This window comes from Pseudoalteromonas sp. T1lg23B (assembly GCF_002964665.1).
Classification (GTDB): domain Bacteria; phylum Pseudomonadota; class Gammaproteobacteria; order Enterobacterales; family Alteromonadaceae; genus Pseudoalteromonas.
The window spans coordinates 1,580,510-1,597,637 of the sequence record NZ_PQBZ01000034.1 but is presented as its reverse complement, the minus strand read 5'-3'; the positions used below and the strand labels follow the sequence as shown (position 1 = coordinate 1,597,637).

General features: G+C 43.1%; 17 protein-coding genes. 9 read left to right on the top strand and 8 right to left on the bottom strand.

Features of this window, described 5'->3' with window-relative positions:
- The first annotated feature begins 28 nt into the window (after window positions 1–28).
- The 9 genes from C2M32_RS15760 to C2M32_RS15720 all read left to right on the top strand — a co-directional run bounded on the left by C2M32_RS15760 (window position 29) and on the right by C2M32_RS15720 (window position 10,794).
- Complete coding sequence (locus tag C2M32_RS15760; RefSeq protein WP_105169239.1) at window positions 29–1,867, top strand: DUF294 nucleotidyltransferase-like domain-containing protein; 1,839 nt, start codon at window positions 29–31, stop codon at window positions 1,865–1,867.
- The gene (locus C2M32_RS15755) at window positions 1,864–2,508 is read left to right on the top strand and encodes a 3'-5' exonuclease (protein ID WP_105169238.1); all 645 of its coding nucleotides are present in this window, start codon (window positions 1,864–1,866) and stop codon (window positions 2,506–2,508) included. Before C2M32_RS15760 ends, C2M32_RS15755 begins: the two co-directional genes overlap by 4 nt.
- A gap of 191 nt (window positions 2,509–2,699) precedes the next feature.
- Window positions 2,700–3,713: an erythrose-4-phosphate dehydrogenase gene (epd, locus tag C2M32_RS15750; RefSeq protein WP_105169237.1), complete on the top strand. Its 1,014-nt coding sequence runs from the start codon at window positions 2,700–2,702 to the stop codon at window positions 3,711–3,713.
- Window positions 3,714–3,754: 41 nt separating this feature from the next.
- Window positions 3,755–4,933, top strand: a complete 1,179-nt coding sequence (locus C2M32_RS15745; RefSeq protein WP_105169236.1) for a phosphoglycerate kinase — start codon at window positions 3,755–3,757, stop codon at window positions 4,931–4,933.
- Window positions 4,934–5,076: 143 nt separating this feature from the next.
- On the top strand, window positions 5,077–6,141 hold the full coding sequence (gene fba / locus C2M32_RS15740) for a class II fructose-bisphosphate aldolase (protein ID WP_105169235.1): 1,065 nt from the start codon (window positions 5,077–5,079) through the stop codon (window positions 6,139–6,141).
- A gap of 420 nt (window positions 6,142–6,561) precedes the next feature.
- Window positions 6,562–7,512 (top strand): porin, encoded by a 951-nt coding sequence (locus tag C2M32_RS15735; protein WP_105169234.1) that lies wholly within the window; start codon window positions 6,562–6,564, stop codon window positions 7,510–7,512.
- Window positions 7,513–7,690: 178 nt separating this feature from the next.
- Window positions 7,691–8,380, top strand: coding sequence for a phosphate regulon transcriptional regulator PhoB (gene phoB, locus C2M32_RS15730; protein WP_070985814.1), 690 nt, complete (start codon window positions 7,691–7,693; stop codon window positions 8,378–8,380).
- 36 nt (window positions 8,381–8,416) lie between these two features.
- Window positions 8,417–9,748, top strand: coding sequence for a phosphate regulon sensor histidine kinase PhoR (gene phoR / locus C2M32_RS15725; RefSeq protein ID WP_105169233.1), 1,332 nt, complete (start codon window positions 8,417–8,419; stop codon window positions 9,746–9,748).
- A 77-nt stretch (window positions 9,749–9,825) separates the two neighbouring features.
- Window positions 9,826–10,794, top strand: a complete 969-nt coding sequence (locus tag C2M32_RS15720; protein ID WP_105169232.1) for a PstS family phosphate ABC transporter substrate-binding protein — start codon at window positions 9,826–9,828, stop codon at window positions 10,792–10,794.
- Window positions 10,795–10,942: 148 nt separating this feature from the next.
- On the opposite strand, the gene C2M32_RS15715 is transcribed toward C2M32_RS15720, so the two are convergent.
- The 8 genes from C2M32_RS15715 to sfsA form a co-directional block, all read right to left on the bottom strand.
- The gene (locus C2M32_RS15715) at window positions 10,943–11,176 is read right to left on the bottom strand and encodes a hypothetical protein (RefSeq protein ID WP_105169231.1); all 234 of its coding nucleotides are present in this window, start codon (window positions 11,174–11,176) and stop codon (window positions 10,943–10,945) included.
- Between the two features lie 13 nt (window positions 11,177–11,189).
- Window positions 11,190–12,038, bottom strand: coding sequence for a pantoate--beta-alanine ligase (gene panC, locus C2M32_RS15710; RefSeq protein WP_105169230.1), 849 nt, complete (start codon window positions 12,036–12,038; stop codon window positions 11,190–11,192).
- Window positions 12,038–12,832, bottom strand: a complete 795-nt coding sequence (gene panB, locus C2M32_RS15705) for a 3-methyl-2-oxobutanoate hydroxymethyltransferase (protein WP_105169229.1) — start codon at window positions 12,830–12,832, stop codon at window positions 12,038–12,040. Before panB ends, panC begins: the two co-directional genes overlap by 1 nt.
- Before the next feature lie 27 nt (window positions 12,833–12,859).
- Complete coding sequence (gene folK, locus C2M32_RS15700) at window positions 12,860–13,342, bottom strand: 2-amino-4-hydroxy-6-hydroxymethyldihydropteridine diphosphokinase (RefSeq protein WP_105169228.1); 483 nt, start codon at window positions 13,340–13,342, stop codon at window positions 12,860–12,862.
- The gene (gene pcnB / locus C2M32_RS15695) at window positions 13,342–14,640 is read right to left on the bottom strand and encodes a polynucleotide adenylyltransferase PcnB (RefSeq protein WP_234401312.1); all 1,299 of its coding nucleotides are present in this window, start codon (window positions 14,638–14,640) and stop codon (window positions 13,342–13,344) included. The genes folK and pcnB overlap by 1 nt, the downstream gene beginning before the upstream one ends.
- Window positions 14,641–14,849: 209 nt before the next feature.
- Complete coding sequence (gluQRS, locus tag C2M32_RS15690) at window positions 14,850–15,755, bottom strand: tRNA glutamyl-Q(34) synthetase GluQRS (RefSeq protein WP_105169226.1); 906 nt, start codon at window positions 15,753–15,755, stop codon at window positions 14,850–14,852.
- Between the two features lie 12 nt (window positions 15,756–15,767).
- A complete protein-coding gene (gene dksA, locus C2M32_RS15685) occupies window positions 15,768–16,211 on the bottom strand; it encodes an RNA polymerase-binding protein DksA (protein ID WP_070985806.1) in 444 nt (147 codons plus the stop codon).
- Between the two features lie 175 nt (window positions 16,212–16,386).
- On the bottom strand, window positions 16,387–17,094 hold the full coding sequence (sfsA, locus tag C2M32_RS15680) for a DNA/RNA nuclease SfsA (RefSeq protein ID WP_105169225.1): 708 nt from the start codon (window positions 17,092–17,094) through the stop codon (window positions 16,387–16,389).
- Window positions 17,095–17,128 lie beyond the last annotated feature (34 nt).

The window sequence follows — 17,128 nt, the reverse complement described above, 5'->3', positions numbered from 1 at the left end:
GTTATTGGCGAACAGTTTAGGAGCGAGGATGATACCTGAAATTGCAGAGGTTAAACGGTTTGTTAGTAAGCAAATGCCGTTTAGTCAGCTACCAGAAGCAGCCAGCCATTTCTTTTCCACCCATATTGAGGTGATTTATCTGACCGAGCAAAACCAGCATCAATGGTTACGCAGTGGCAATTTATATTTGTACCTTGTCCGCTCTGGTAGTTATGACTTACTCACCGCACATGGTGAAGTGATCACACGTTTGGCTGAAGGTGACTACTTTGGTTACCCGTCATTGCTTACTGGTGAAGCCATTAAAAACCAGCTACAGGTCAATGTTGCTGGTTTAGTTTATCTACTCAAAGAAGAAGACTTTGAGTTTTTACGCCGCGAATATAAAGTATTTGAGCAGCACTTTGTAAAAGCACATGCTAACCGTCTACTTTCCTCGCACTATAAACAAAGTCGTGATAGCTGGTCGGAAAAGAAGATCAGTGATGTGATGACTAAAGGCGCTGTTATGCTGGCACCGGATGCGAGCATTTATGATGCGGCAAAAACCATGAGCCAACATTCGGTTTCGTCGATTATTATCAGTGAGCAGCAAAAGTTGTTGGGAGTGGTGACGGACCGAGATTTACGAAATAGAGTACTCGCCGTAGGAATATCACCGCAGCAGTCGATTGCATCGATTATGACTGACTCACCAAAATACATATTTGAACATAATCGGGTGTTTTCAGCACTGCACTTAATGCTCAAGCATAATATTCATCACTTGCCTGTGCTAAACGAGCGCCATGAGCCCCTTGGAATGCTAACCAGTACCGATTTGTTGCGTCAGCAAAAGAGCGATCCGGTACAATTAATAGGTAAGATTTACAAAGCACAAAGCCTCACCCAACTAAAGTTATGTGCAACAGAGATCCCTACCTTGCTAAAAAGTTTCGCCAACAACATCGAAGATATCTCTTTGATAGGTAAATTACTGAGTGGCCTTAGTGATGCACTTACCGCTCGGTTAATTGCGTTGTACCAGTTAGAGCACGGTGAGGCTCCATGTGCCTTCAGTTGGATCTGTTTTGGATCACAAGCCAGAGAAGAACAAACGCTACACTCGGATCAAGATAACGGTTTGTTGCTGCCTGATGACGTGAACGATGAACAGCGGCGCTATTTTGCGGGATTAGGGCAATTTGTGTGCGAGCAACTGGCTCACTGTGGTATTCGTACTTGTCCCGGTAATATCATGGCCAGTAATGCGGATTGTCGAGGTTCGCTCAAGCAGTGGTTAGCACGTTTTGAAAACTGGATAGCTCAGCCAACGCCAAAGGCAATGCTCAATTGCAAAATCTATTTCGATATCCGATTTATTGAAGGCAGTAGTGTTTTGTATAATGAGTTCGCCACACAGTTAAGTGAATTAACAAAGAATGAATTGTTTTTTGCGGCCATGGCGACCGATATTAGTACTAACTCAGTGCCTTTGGGCTTGTTTCAGCAATTTAAATTGGAAACAGACCAACAGCAACATAAGTATTTGGATTTAAAACGTCGTGGGGTGGTGATCATTAATGATCTGGTCCGTCTGTACGCGCTCAAAGCCCAGATCTATAAAGCGAATACCTTAGAGCGTTTAGATGCCTTGCTAGGTGCTACGCTTTTGAACAAAGCAGATATTTACGATTTAAAAGACTGCTGGCGCTATCTCACTCAACTCAGACTCAAAACCCAGCTAGAACATGAGCAGTTACCAGAAAACTGCATCAACCCGCAGCACCTCACCTCACTAGAGAGGCATCAATTAAAAGAAGCTTTTTACCTGATAAAACAAGCGCAACAGGCTTGTGCGTTTAAATTTGCCAGAGGCAGCCTATGAGATGGTTGGTACGCTGGTGGCGTAAGTTATACTGCAGAATGAAGTTGCGCCAACTCGAATTTAACGCTGCACGGTATTTGATCCTGGATCTTGAACTCACCGGACTGGATGCTCAAAAAGATGAGATAGTTTCCGCCGCTTGGCTGGTGCTAGAGCAGGGAAAAGTGCGTTTAGACTCTGCCGAATATTTTTTGAATAAAGAAGTGAAGGCGTTGTCGCAAAGCCCTGTATACCATGGCATTGATGAACAGATGCTGGAACAAGGTGAGTCGATAAACTCTATTCTGACACGATTAGCCGCTGCGTTAGAGGGAAAAATACTGGTGTGTCATAATGCCCCGTTGGATTGGGCTTTTTTAAAAAAGGCATGTCAATGTTACGACTTAGTGTTAAGTCCGTTAGCTATATTGGATACCATGGCAATCGAAAAGCGTCGTTTAGCGGCGCGAACTGAGCCATTAAACATACAGAGTTTAACTTTGTCGGCATGTCGCAGCCGTTATCACCTGCCAGATTATGCTGTGCATAATGCGTTAACGGACTCTTTGGCCACTGCTGAGCTTTTACTAGCTCAGAGCAGTGCAATTAGTTCAGGTAAACGTCTCAAGCTTGGACAATTACTTCAGCGAGCCGCTACTTGATACAAGAGTCGTGGCAAGGTCTAGACTTGCGCTTTGAGCATGGATTAGGTTCATGCGAACCCGTATTTCAACTCGGTATGTAAAAAAAGTTTGTCATTACCCTTACACATTTAACCATGGTCGATTACAATAGCGCCACCTTAGGAGCAAAGCTCCTGTAATTATTCGCATTTAGCTGGATTTTCAATTTAATGGCAATCAAACTGGCAATTAATGGTTTTGGTCGTATCGGTCGCAACATAGTACGCGCTTTGTACGAGTCTGGACGCCAGCACGAAATTCAAGTTGTTGCTATCAACGAATTAGCAGACCCTAAAGCCGTTGCCCACCTCTTAAAATATGATACTTCTCATGGGCGTTTTGCGTTTGATGTAAGCCATCAAGCTCCGTATTTAAATGTTGCTGGTGATACAATCCAACTATTTAATGAAGCTGACCCTAGTTTATTGCCGTGGCAGGCGTTGGATGTTGATGTGGTACTTGAGTGTACTGGAGTGTTTCATTCTCGTGCGGATGCGATGCGCCATTTAAATGCGGGCGCAAAAAAAGTGCTTTTTTCTCAACCAGCGGATGCGGACGTTGATGCGACCATCGTATATGGTATCAATGATGAAGAGCTTCAGTCTTCACATAGTATTGTATCTAATGGTTCATGTACAACTAATTGCATCGTACCTGTCATAAAGGTGTTGGATGATGCTTTTGGTATTGAATCTGGAGCGATCACGACCATCCATGCTTCTATGCATGATCAGCAAGTTATTGACGCATATCATAGTGATCTAAGACGTACTCGTGCAGCCAGCCAATCAATTATCCCTGTGGATACTAAACTGGCACGCGGTATTGAACGTATATTACCTAAATTTCATAGCCGTTTTGAGGCCATCGCGGTACGCGTGCCCACCATTAATGTGACGGCGATGGATTTAAGCGTGACACTTAACGCCGATGTAGATTTAGTGCGAGTCAATCAGGTGTTACAACAAGCTGCATCAGGGCGCTTAGAGGGTATCTTGAGTTATACCGAAGAACCTTTGGTCTCGGTTGATTTCAATCATGACTCGCACTCCTGTATCATTGATGGCACACAAACTCGAGTTAGCCATAGACGACTCGTAAAATTGTTAGTGTGGTGTGATAACGAGTGGGGCTTTGCGAATCGAATGCTCGACACAGCAGTGGCAATGATGGCTGCTAGATAAATTATTTGAATATTGAAGTATCGTTAATGAAGGAGAAGTCCATGTCTGTCATTAAAATGACTGATTTAGATTTAAGCGGTAAGCGCGTGTTAATCCGTGAAGATTTGAATGTGCCTGTTAAAGAGGGCAAAGTGACCTCTGATGCACGCATCCGCGCATCACTGCCCACTATCAAACTTGCACTTGAGAAGGGTGCTAAAGTGATGGTGATGTCGCACTTGGGCCGTCCAACGGAGGGTGAGTATGATGCACAATATTCTATGCAACCAGTTGTTGACTATTTGAATGATGCTTTGCCACAAAACGTTCGCTTGGTAACTGATTATCTTAATGGTGTTGAGATTGCAGATAACGAAGTCGTCGTTTTTGAAAATGTCCGCTTTAACGTGGGTGAAAAGAAAGATGACGAGACGTTGGCTAAGCAATTGGCTGCACTGTGTGATGTGTATGTGATGGATGCTTTTGGTACAGCTCACCGAGCACAAGCTTCAACACATGGTGTGGGGTTATTTGCACCGATTGCATGTGCGGGTCCGTTGCTTGCTGCAGAGCTTGAAGCGCTCGGTAAAGCCCTTGATAACCCAGCTCGTCCACTGGTGGCGATTGTGGGTGGTTCAAAAGTATCGACAAAATTAACCGTACTTGACTCATTGTCAACGGTGGTTGATCAACTCGTAGCTGGTGGCGGCATTGCTAATACCTTTATCGCAGCAGCAGGCCATCCTGTTGGTAAATCTCTATATGAAAAAGATTTAATCGCAGAAGCGAATAAATTAACAGATGCAGCTCGCGCAAATGATGGCGACATTCCTGTACCAACCGATGTGGTTGTTGGTTCTGAGTTTTCAGAATCGGCAGTGGCAACCATAAAGAATGTGAGTGAAATCACAGACGAAGACATGATCTTTGACATTGGCCCCGAGACTGCAAATACTTTAGCCAAGATTATCGAAAAAGCAGGTACGGTAGTTTGGAATGGACCTGTTGGTGTATTCGAGTTTGATCAATTTGGTAATGGTACCGAAGCGATTGCCAATGCCATTGCAAAATCTAGCGCGTTTTCAATTGCCGGTGGTGGCGATACATTAGCTGCAATCGACAAATATGGCGTAGCAGGTGATATTTCTTATATTTCTACTGGTGGTGGAGCCTTTTTAGAGTTTTTAGAAGGGAAAAAACTACCGGCAGTAGCTATGCTTGAGAAAAGAGCAAACGTTTAATTTTTATGGGCCAGCGTTCGCTGGCCTTATTTGTTTATATCACTCTCACTTAGATATCAACAAATGTACGTAGCTTAGGCTACACACAATTTATCCCGTTCAAACAAGATAGCGATAAGCTATCGACTATTGGAGAAAGCATTATGGCTTTAATCAGTATGCGTCAACTTCTCGATCATGCTGCAGAGCATGGTTATGGAGTTCCAGCTTTTAACGTAAACAACCAGGAACAAATGCGTGCGATCATGGAAGCGGCTGACAAAACAAACAGCCCAGTGATTGTACAAGGTTCTGCGGGTGCTCGTGCTTATGCTGGCGCACCGTTTATACGCCACATGATCCTTGCTGCTATTGAGGAATGGCCACACATTCCAGTAGTAATGCATCAGGACCACGGTACATCTCCTGCTGTGTGCCAACGTTCAATCCAATTAGGGTTCTCATCTGTAATGATGGATGGATCTTTACTTGATGATGGTAAAACACCATCAAGCTATGAATACAATGTTGATGTGACGCGTCGTACTGTTGAAATGGCACACGCTTGTGGTGTTTCGGTTGAAGGTGAGCTGGGTGTACTAGGCTCTTTAGAAACAGGTGAAGCCGGTGAAGAAGATGGCATTGGTGCCGTAGGCAAACTGACTCACGATCAGTTATTAACAGACCCTGAAGAAGCTGCTGATTTTGTCAGTAAAACCGGTGTAGACGCACTCGCGATTGCATGTGGTACATCACATGGTGCGTATAAATTCACTCGTCCACCCACAGGTGATATTTTGGCTATTAACCGCATTAAAGAAATTCATGCGCGTATTCCAAACACACACTTAGTGATGCATGGTTCTTCGTCGGTGCCACAAGATTGGTTAGCGGTGATCAATGAATATGGTGGAGAAATTCCAGAAACATACGGTGTGCCAGTTGAACAAATCGTTGAAGGGATCAAACACGGTGTGCGTAAAGTTAATATCGATACAGACTTACGCTTAGCATCAACGGGTGCAATTCGTCGCCATCTAGCTCATAACCCTGCAAACTTCGATCCTCGTAAGTTCTTGGCTGAAGCGACCAAGGCGATGACTGAGATCTGTATTGATCGTTATGAAGCGTTTGGTACTGCCGGTAATGCCAGTAAGATCAAGCCAATTTCTCTAGATGAAATGCACTTAAAGTACCTTTCAGGCGAGTTAAACGCTCAGATCAAATAATAACTAAGTCCACTATTAGTTAAGAAAAGCCTCATACTTGAGGCTTTTTTTTGGATCAGTTTTTTACTATCCGATCATATTTAAAGATCAATATGTTAGTTGTATTTGCGGTTTGGGATCAGTTTTTTACTAGCTCTAAGAGATATGATCGTTGTTATGGCTATATTTGCACAATAAATAGCTAATTCAATGGTTATCAAGGTAATTATGTGGTTCGGGCTAGTAAAATATTGATCCGAAATAGGATCGTGTTGGTAAGAATTTGATCCCAAAGTCTCTACTTAGTACAAATTTGATCCCAAGCATACATATTTCTTGATCTCCCATAATTAACAGCTAATTTTTATATTACTGCTCGTAACAATGAGCTCACCAGTTCAGGGATAAGAACTATCATCATTGACTAAGGCTGCGCTAAAAATGAAAACAAATACGTTAACAATTTTAGGTCCATTATTGCTGATTGCTTCTAATTTGGTTGGTGCAGAAGAAGTGAAAGTGTATGGTCGAGTTCATGCTGGAGTACAATATAGCGATATTGCGGACGATTCCGAAACAAGCATTGAAAGCTATGCATCTAGATTGGGTGTAAAAGGGCAAGCGCAGGTGAGTGATGGGCTTGAAGCCTTTTTTAAATACGAATTTGAAGTGAATCCAGCCGATAACGACCAAGACGGCAAAAGCGGTGAAAATATTACCGCTCGCTCCCAATATGTAGGTGTTAAAGGTAGTTTTGGGCAAGTTTTGATTGGTCGGGACGATACAGCGGTCAAAAAGTCACAGGGCAGTATGGACATGATGAATGACTTTGAAGCTGATATTAAAGGATTCTTCGCGGGGGAGAATCGTCTCGGTGATACAGTCCAATATACCACTCCTGAGTTGAACCATTTGAAATTTGTGGTCAGTTATATTGCAGAAGATAACAGTAAACAAAATGGCGAGTCGGGGATATCTGTCGCGGGAATGTATGGTGACAGTAAACTGAAAAAAACACCAATTTATATCAGCGTTGCTCATGATAATGAAGTGGCAGGCCATGATATTAATCGAGTAACGGTGCAGGGGCGAATTGGTAACGCCACGTTAGGGGGCATGTATCAGCAAAGTGAAAAAGTTGATAGCGACGATAAGATTGACAGCTATTTGGTCAGTGCTTCCTACAAAATTGATAGTTATAAATTATTGGCTCAATACCAAGATTCTGATGGTGCGAGTGGCAAACTTGCTGATGCAGGTAATGCAACGTCATTAGGGGTTGAAAAAAGCCTGTCTAAGCAAGCACGTATGTATATTTGGTACTCACAGTTTAACTTAGACAACACACCTGATCAGGAACATATGGCGCTGACATTGCGTTACGATTTTTAGCTGAATATTATTATTATTTAAATAATCCTGTAACATCAATAGTCTACAAAAAATAATGCGGTAAAATGATATCGCATTTTTTTTGTGGGCTTTTTAAATTCCAAGATACAGTTTCATAAAACTGTCACACTAAGTCATAATAATGACAACAACTTCGGTAATGAAAGAGAACATTGGGATGTCACGTAAAGTACTTGTAGTTGATGATGAAGCACCTATCAGAGAAATGCTGGTATTTGTTTTAGAGCAAAATGGTTTTCAAGCAATTGAAGCTGAGGATTATGATTCGGCGATAGCCGCGATGGTAGAACCATACCCTGATATGGTGTTACTTGACTGGATGCTACCTGGTGGCAGTGGTATTCAAATTGCTAAAAAATTTAAGCAAAGCGAATATACACGTCAGATCCCCATCATCATGTTGACTGCTCGTGGAGAAGAAGAAGACAAAGTTAAGGGATTAGAAGTTGGCGCAGATGATTATGTTACTAAGCCTTTCTCTCCGAAAGAATTGATGGCAAGGATCAAAGCGGTGATCCGTCGTGTATCACCAACATCACTAGAAGAGGCGATTGAAGTGCATGGCTTGCGCTTAGATCCAATTTCACACCGAGTAACATCTGCCGGCAGTGAACTTGATATGGGACCAACCGAGTTTCGATTATTACACTTTTTTATGACCCACCCTGAGCGCGTATACAGTCGTGAGCAATTACTAGATCATGTTTGGGGCACTAATGTATACGTTGAAGATAGAACGGTGGATGTACATATCCGTCGTTTGCGTAAAGCTATTGCACCATTGGGTCACGATAGGTTAGTACAAACGGTACGTGGAGCTGGCTATCGTTTTTCTAGCAAGCTATAAATACGTTAGCGTAGTAGTGTTGGGATACCATCATATATGTACCGAGTGATAAATAAACAGGCGTTGTTTAAACGCCTGTTTTTGTATTTTTTGCCTTTAACTTTGATTGGTATTCTGATCGGAGCCCCCTTCGTTCTGCTATTCATTGGTTCCATATCTTTGTTATTGTGGCATTACCACCAGCTATATCGTCTCAGTGACTGGTTGCTCAACCAACGTAGTTTTAACCCACCTGAAGGGGATGGGGCATGGGAGCAGATCTTTGAAGGGATCTACCACTTACAACACCGAAACCGAAAAAAACGCAACGAGTTGGCCGAATTAATCCGTCGCTTTCGTGAAGGTGCGGAGGCTGTGCCAGATGCCGTGGTGGTATTACAGCAAGATTTAAGCATAGTTTGGTGCAACCAATTAGCGCTAAAGGTGCTTGGTTTGCAGTGGCCTACGGACCATGGGCAGCGTTTAGATAATTTAATTCGCGATCCGAAATTCGTAAAATACATGCAAGGCCAAAAGTTTGATGAGCCACTTGAGCTCGATTCTGGACATGTTAGTGAGCAAGTGCTGGAATTCAGGGTGATGCCCTATGCTGAGCAATTAATGATGGTAGTGCGTGACATCACACGATTAAAGCAGTTGGAGCAAATGCGTAAAGACTTTGTCGCGAACGTATCACATGAGCTAAGAACACCTTTGACAGTTGTCACCGGCTATCTCGAAATGCTCGACAGTGACAATCTACCACCGCCACATATGTGGAATAAAGCCCATTTTACGATGATTGAACAGTGCAAGCGTATGGATAGCTTGGTGAACCAATTGTTGTCATTATCACGTATAGAGAGCGCTCGTAAGCAAGACAAAGATAAACCTGTGGATGTGCCTGCGATGCTGTCGTTGATCGAAACGGAAGCGAAATCGCTCAATCAAGAGAAGCATCATCAACTTACCTTCAATGTGGACGCGTCACTGGATATTGTTGGTTCAGCCGATGAACTGCGAAGTGCATTCTCCAATTTGGTTTTTAATGCTATTCATTACACCAAATCGAACGGTCATGTTGAGGTGAACTGGCAATATGATAAAGATGGAAAGCCAAGATTTTCAGTGATCGATAATGGCGATGGCATTGCACCTGAGCATATTCATCGACTCACTGAGCGTTTTTATCGGGTAGATAAAGCGCGTAGTCGTAAAACTGGAGGTTCCGGTTTAGGCCTTGCTATTACCAAGCATGTTCTTACGCGTCATGATTCTGCGCTCGAAATATCAAGTACTTTGGGTGAAGGGTCATGTTTTTCATTTGCATTTCCCAAAAACAAACTGGTTTTTATGACAACCAGTGAAAGTCACAAAAGTGTCATTTAAGAGTAATTTTTCTGTCATTGAATGACTGCAAAATAGTCTGCGTTATTTAACTGGGACGAACAATTGGAGTAACCCCAATGAAATTTAAAAGCTTAGTTGCCGCAATGGGTGTGGCTGTAACAACCTTAGTTTCAACACAAGTTTCTGCGTTGGATAAAAACCTTCCAGAGTACAATAAAACCAGCGGGATCTCAGGTAACTTCTCTTCTGTGGGGTCAGATACGCTTGCAAATATGATGACGTTTTGGGCGGAAGAATATAAACGTATCTACCCAAATGTAAATATCCAAATTCAAGCAGCGGGTTCTTCAACTGCGCCACCAGCATTAACTGAAGCAACTGCAAACTTCGGCCCTATGAGCCGTAAAATGAAATCTAAAGAAATCGAAGCATTTGAAAAACGTTATGGATATAAGCCTACAGAAGTACGTGTAGCAATCGATGCCCTTGCTGTATTTGTACACAAAGATAACCCAATTGAAGGCTTACGTATCGATCAGGTTGATGCGATTTTCTCTTCAACACGTAAATGTGGTGCAACAGAAGAAGTGACTCGTTGGAGTGATGTTGGCTTGACGGGTGACTGGGCGGCGAAAGACGTACAGCTATATGGTCGTAACTCAGTGTCAGGTACATACGGTTATTTTAAAAAGAAAGCCCTTTGTAAAGGTGACTTCCGTAACAACGTAAATGAACAGCCTGGTTCTGCGTCTGTTGTACAATCAATCTCATCATCAGTAAATGCGATTGGTTACTCGGGTATTGGTTATAAAACGTCTGGTGTACGTACTGTACCGCTAGCGAAAAAAGGCACTAACTATGTTGATGCAACCTTAGAGAATGTTGCTCAAGGTAAGTACCCACTTTCACGCTTTTTATACTTATACGTAAATAAGCATCCAAATAAGCCGTTAGCACCGATTGAAGCTGAGTTTTTGAAAATGGTGTTGTCACAAGATGGTCAGAAGATCGTAGAAAAAGATGGCTATGTTCCGCTATCTTCTAACATGGCTACTGCAGAACTTAAGAAGTTAGGACTGCTATAAATTAGCTCATTGCAGTCTGATGTAGACTGAGGATGTGCTCATATAGAACGGCCCCTCTAGAGGGGCCGTTTTTGTATCTTTAAAGACTGACGATGGTGATGCCATTAAATCCGAAACAGTGACTCAATAGCAGCTGTTGGATTTGAATTTATAACACATTATTTCGCTTGGTAAGTTGCTCTATTTGGGATTTACAGCGATTAAATTCATCGGTACATTCACCACTGCAAACTTGAGCGGATAAGCTGCCTTTGGGGGCTGCACGTTCGCACTGTGCTTCGCATTGAAAGTTTTGCTGAGCACATGCATTGAGCTCAGCAGAGGTGTTCGTTTGACAGCCGCTGACTAGTAGCAGCGTTATAACAGCAGAGAGTACCTTCATGGCATTTCCTTTTTTAAAGGCTGACCTGCAAATTATCAATAAGTCTTACTTTACCTAAAAATGCAGCCGCTAGTATGACAAGTTGTTGATCATCCAGTTTAGCAGGTTTTAGGGTGATGGCATTGGCGATTGCAAAGTAATCAGGAGTTAAGCCATTTTCAAGCAAATTTGTTTTCGCTTGTTGCTCAATTTCAGCAAAATCTTTATTACCAGATTCAAGCGTTTTAGCGGCATTGCTAAGAGTTTGAAACAGGATCTTTGCGGTATCTTTTTCATCACTGGTTAAATATCCATTACGAGAACTCATCGCTAATCCGCTTACTTCGCGCTGTGTAGGAACACCCACTATTTCGATCGGAATAGATAGATCTCGGACCATCGTTTTGATCACTTGCAGTTGCTGATAGTCTTTTTCACCAAAGCAGGCAAAGTCCGGTTGGACCATATTGAATAGTTTAGTAACGACCGTGGCAACGCCTTTGAAGTGTCCTGGACGAGCGCCACCACAATAACCCATAGAGACACCAGGGACGTCTACATAACTTTGCGCTTCCAAGCCATTTGGATAAATCGCTTCGACACTGGGTGTGAAGACCAAATCGGCACCAAAGTTAGCCAAACCTCTTTTATCTTCATCCAATGTTCTTGGGTAGCTGTCTAAATCCTCTGATGCACCAAATTGCATCGGATTGACAAAGATGCTCACTACAACTTTATCTGCTAGGGTTTTCGCTTTTTCAACCAAAGAAAAATGGCCGTTGTGCAGGTTTCCCATAGTTGGCACAAATGCAATACTCAAGCCTTGTTGTCGCCACGCCTTAATTTGACTACGTAATGATTTAATTTCAGAAACGGATTGCATTAATTAAACTCATGTTCAGAAGTTGGGAAAGCGCCAGACTTAACGTCTTGGCAGTATTTTTTAACCGCATCTGGCATATTGCCTGTTTCGGCTAAAAAGTTCTTTGAAAACTTAGGAATATAGCCTGCTGAAATACCGACTAAATCATGCATCACCAAAATTTGTCCATCGGTGTCTTTGCCTGCGCCAATCCCAATGACTGGAATAGTTAATGCTTGTGAGATACGTTTAGCTAGGGTTGCAGGGATACATTCAACCACCAGTAACTGGGCACCTGCCTTTTCAAGCGCCTTGGCATCCGCAATCATTCGCTCTGCTTGTTCATCACCACGGCCTTGGATTTTAAAGCCACCAAAAACGTGCACAGACTGAGGAGTAAGACCTAAATGTCCACAAACAGGGATCCCTTGTTGGGTGAGAGCCTTAATACTGTCTAATAACCATTCACCGCCTTCAAGTTTCACCATATTGGCACCAGCTCTCATCAGTTCCGCAGCGTTTTCACAAGCTTGTGTAGGATTGGCATAAGTCATAAACGGCATATCAGCGACAACGAATAGCTCTTTACTTCCTGCTCTAACACAACGAGTGTGGTACGCGATATCGCTATTGGTTACAGCCAATGTATCATCTGCACCTTGAAGTACCATTCCTAATGAGTCACCAACCAATACAACGTCAACACCATTATCATCAAATAACTTCGCAAAGCTCGCATCATAGGCGGTTAGCGCGGTGATTTTATTGTGCTCTCGTTTCATTTTTGCCAGTGTCGATACGGTTACTTTAGCCATTTCAGTCCTCTTGATGGAATGTGTTTATTATTCTATTGGGGTTAAGTCGTTTAAAGGTAATTGTGTACAGATATCTGCTAATTTCATACCGTTGGGTAGCACTAACTCAGGCGCGATTTCTAACAACGGATAAACCACAAACTCTCTGTCACATAATCCATAATGTGGCACGGTTAAACGCGGAGTTTGGATCACTTCATTACCAAAAAGTAAAATATCTAAGTCGAGAGTCCTTGGACCCCAGCGCTCGTCTTTACGCACGCGACCTTGTTCCAGCTCTATGGTTTGTAGCGCATCTAACAGGGCCTCAGGTGTAAGCTCTGTATGTATACACGCGACCCCATTAATATAATCGGGTTGGTCCTGAGGACCCATCGGCTTTGAACCGTACAAGCGTGAGCTACACACTAAATGGCTTTTGGGCAAAGTCTCCAGCGCGCGGAGCGCATTTCTTAGCTGTGACGTCGGATCGTTAAGGTTTGCACCTAAGCCAATAAAAACTGTTTCCATTATTCAGGTGACTTCTTCTTTGGTTTTCTACGATGACGACGTCTAGGTTTTCCAGAATCTTGAGAAGATAGCGTGCGAACCATTTCTTTTTGACCATTGATATCTTGCTGTAAATAGTTGGTCCACCAATCAGCCAGCGCTTGTTGTTCTTGCTCTCCACTTTCAACACGTAACAATAAAAAGTCATAAGCGGCTTTAAATCGAGGCTGTTGGCTAAGGCGATAAGCGCGTTGTCCACTACGTTTGTCTAGACGCATTTGAATATGCCAGATATCTCTCGCACCCAGTGTAAAACGTTTAGGCACGGCAATATGCTGAGCATTTTCACCAAGCACCTGATTCATTGCCTGAGCAAAGGCATCAAATACCGGTAGCTGCTGTTGTTGTTGCAGTTGCTCGCTTCGTTTTAACAATGGAAACCAAAGTAACGCCGCGTATACAAATGCGGGAGTGACTTTCTTATCTGCGTTAATACGTAGGTCTGTATTTGCAAACATTTGTGCGATAAAACGTTGTTCAAAGCCTGTTTCACTTTGTTCGATGATTTCATCTAACGCAGGGAAAAGCTGTTTAAACAGGCCAAACTCACGCAGCATATGAAAGTTCTGCTCGGCTTTACCATTTAAAAAAAGTTTCAAAGTTTCTTCAAATAATCGTGCAGCAGGAATATTGCTTAGCAATCCAGCCAGCTCTTTTATTGGGGCTTTGGTTGCTGGTGCAATATGCATATCCAATTTGGTAGCAAAGCGCACGGCGCGTAGCATACGAACGGGATCTTCACGATAACGCGTTTCAGGGTCACCTATCAGTTCAATCTTACGTTCTTTGATGGCCTGCATGCCATTGGCAAAATCATGAATAGTAAAATCTTTAACCGAGTAATAGAGCGCATTGATAGAGAAGTCACGGCGTTCAGCATCCTCTTCAATTGTGCCATACACGTTGTCTCTGAGAAGTTGTCCATGTTCACTGGATTGACTGATCGGATTTTTGCCGTCTTGGCCTAGGTGGTGGCCACGCATAGTAGCGACTTCGATAATCTCGCGACCAAAAACAATATGTGCCAACCTAAATCGGCGACCGATTAAGCGGCAGTTACGAAATAACTTTTTAACTTGCTCCGGTGTCGCGTTAGTCACAACATCAAAGTCTTTAGGTTCGATGCCTAACAAGATATCTCGAATACAACCACCTACCAAATAGGCATCGTAACCGCCATCTTTTAGACGATAGAGTACTTTGATTGCATTTGGGCTAAATTGTTTGCGCGAAATACTGTGTTCACTACGCGGGATCAAATTTGGCTCAGTGCAGGTTATTGGCGCTGCCTGTGAATTATTTTGGCCAACCAATTGCCTGCAAAATTTAAATAGCTTAGAAATAATAACCCGTCTCCTAAAACAGTGTATATGCCAGAAATCGTTCATAACGCAGGCGAACCTACAAGGTTCGCTATAATATACCAGTGACAGCAAAAAATTAAGTTACGGCTCCAAATATTGTTGTATCAATATGCATCACTCAGTGGTTTTTCTGTTACTTTTGATATCTTGTGTAGTGAAAATGATTCGATAGCCCAGTTTAGGACGTCTACTATACTGGCAAACTCAGCCTCTGGTGGGGGAGTAAGTCCTAAAAATCGTAAGGCTGCAAGTGTTGCGGGGATAGGGTCTTGCTTGTTAATTGCTGGTGCATGGTTTTGTTTGGACAGTTTCAGTCCTGGTTCGCTCACAACTAAAGGAAGGTGAGCATACTGAGGCGCAGGGTGTTGTAACTGTTTAAAAAGTCCCAGTTGACGTGCTGTCGGTTCTAATAAATCTGCACCTCGAACGACGTGCGTGATTTGCTGATCGATATCATCAAGTACCACAACCAGTTGGTATGCGTACAGTCCATCTCTGCGTTTGATAATGTAGTCTTCCCGAGCAATGTTGTTTGGAATATTAACGAGTCCTTGGATTTGGTCGGTAAAGGAATTCACAGGAAAGTTCTGTTGTAGACGCAGTGCGTTGTGGGCAAAAGGCAGATTAAGTGTTCGGCAGTGGTTGTCGTAAAAGCCACCGCGTTGTTTAATTTCTCTGCGCGTACATTGACAGGCATAAACTAAGCCTTGGCTTTGCAGGTCATTTTGCACGTCTTGATAAAGAGCATGTCGCTGGCTTTGATAAACGACGGTTTCGTCCCAATGTAAACCGTAAGCCTCAAGTGTATGTAAAATATCACTATCAGCGCCTTGAACAACTCTGGGGGTATCTATGTCTTCAATGCGTACTAACCACTTGCCTTGTTGACTTTTGGCTGCGAGAAAGCTGCCTAGGGCTGCGACGAGTGAGCCAAAGTGTAGGGGGCCAGAAGGCGAGGGAGCAAATCGGCCTCGATAGCTCCCTTGATTGGATAATGCTGGGGTGAGCATAACTGGCTGAGATTAGCCTCGGCCGTTTTGCTTTTCTTTAATTTCAGCCAGTGTTTTACAGTCAACACATAAGTCGGCTGTTGGACGAGCTTCCAAACGACGAATGCCAATTTCGATACCGCATGATTCACAGTAACCAAAGTCATCGTCTTCAATAAGTTGCAGTGTTTTTTCAATTTTCTTGATCAGCTTGCGCTCACGGTCGCGCGTACGTAGCTCTAGAGAAAACTCTTCTTCTTGTGCTGCACGGTCAACAGGATCAGGAAAGTTTGCCGCTTCATCTTGCATATGCGTTTTAGTACGATCTACTTCGTTACGTAGGTCTTTACGCCATGCTTCTAATATTGCTTTAAAATGCGCACGTTGTGCGTCATTCATGTATTCTTCGCCCGGTTTTTCCTGATAAGGTTCTAAACCGGCTTGAGCCAATAACCCCAGTCTCTTTTGGTCTGGCATAGCATTCTCCTAAATCCTTAATACATTACCCCAGCTAGCGCCGGCGGCTATAAATATCAGAATCTCCCCATCTAAGCAAATATTTTTTCATTTTTTAGTATGACATTCACTGTGTCATCTCAGTCTTAGAGACGAAATTCTAATGAGCTGCGATATAAGGGCGTATTTCAAAAATTCAACTTATAATAATCGGTACTTGATGACTTAAGGTGATTTCATGTTCTGAAATAGCTGCTTTGTACGCTATAACTTCTACACCTGCATCGCAGGCTTGTGTTAGCAGCCTAGCATATTCAGGGTCAATGTGTGCGGCTGGTGCAACACTATTGATGCCTTCATGCATGACCACAAACAATAATACGGCTCGTATTCCTTGTTGTTTTAAGGTAATAAGCTCACGAATGTGTTTTTGCCCTCGTTGTGTCTGGGCATCTGGGAAATATCCCTGCACCCCCTCTAGCAAAGTAACGGACTTTACCTCGACGTAACAGGCTGGTTTATCGTCTGACTCAAGCATAATGTCGATACGACTGTTTTCTTGGCCATATTTTACTTCTCTTAGTATGCGGGAGTAGCCTGTAACTTCATCCACCACGCCTTGTTCAATACCTTCATAAGCGACCTGATTGGCATGATTCGTATTGACACATATTAGTTCACCTTGGGTATTTTGGGTTAATTCTAACGAGTGTGGGTACTTACGTTTTTGATTGTCACTGGTTGAGTAGTAGGCATTAAAGTTTGGGTCTGCACAGCCTGTCATCTTTCCTGTATTGGCACAATGGACTGTGAACTCACCAAGCTCTTGGCAATGCAGGTCTACAAGGAATCGTTTATATCGTTTTAGCAGGGTGGCTTTATTCAAAGGGCTGATAAATTTCATCAATTGATCGCATTCGGTTGGGTCTAGTTACGCG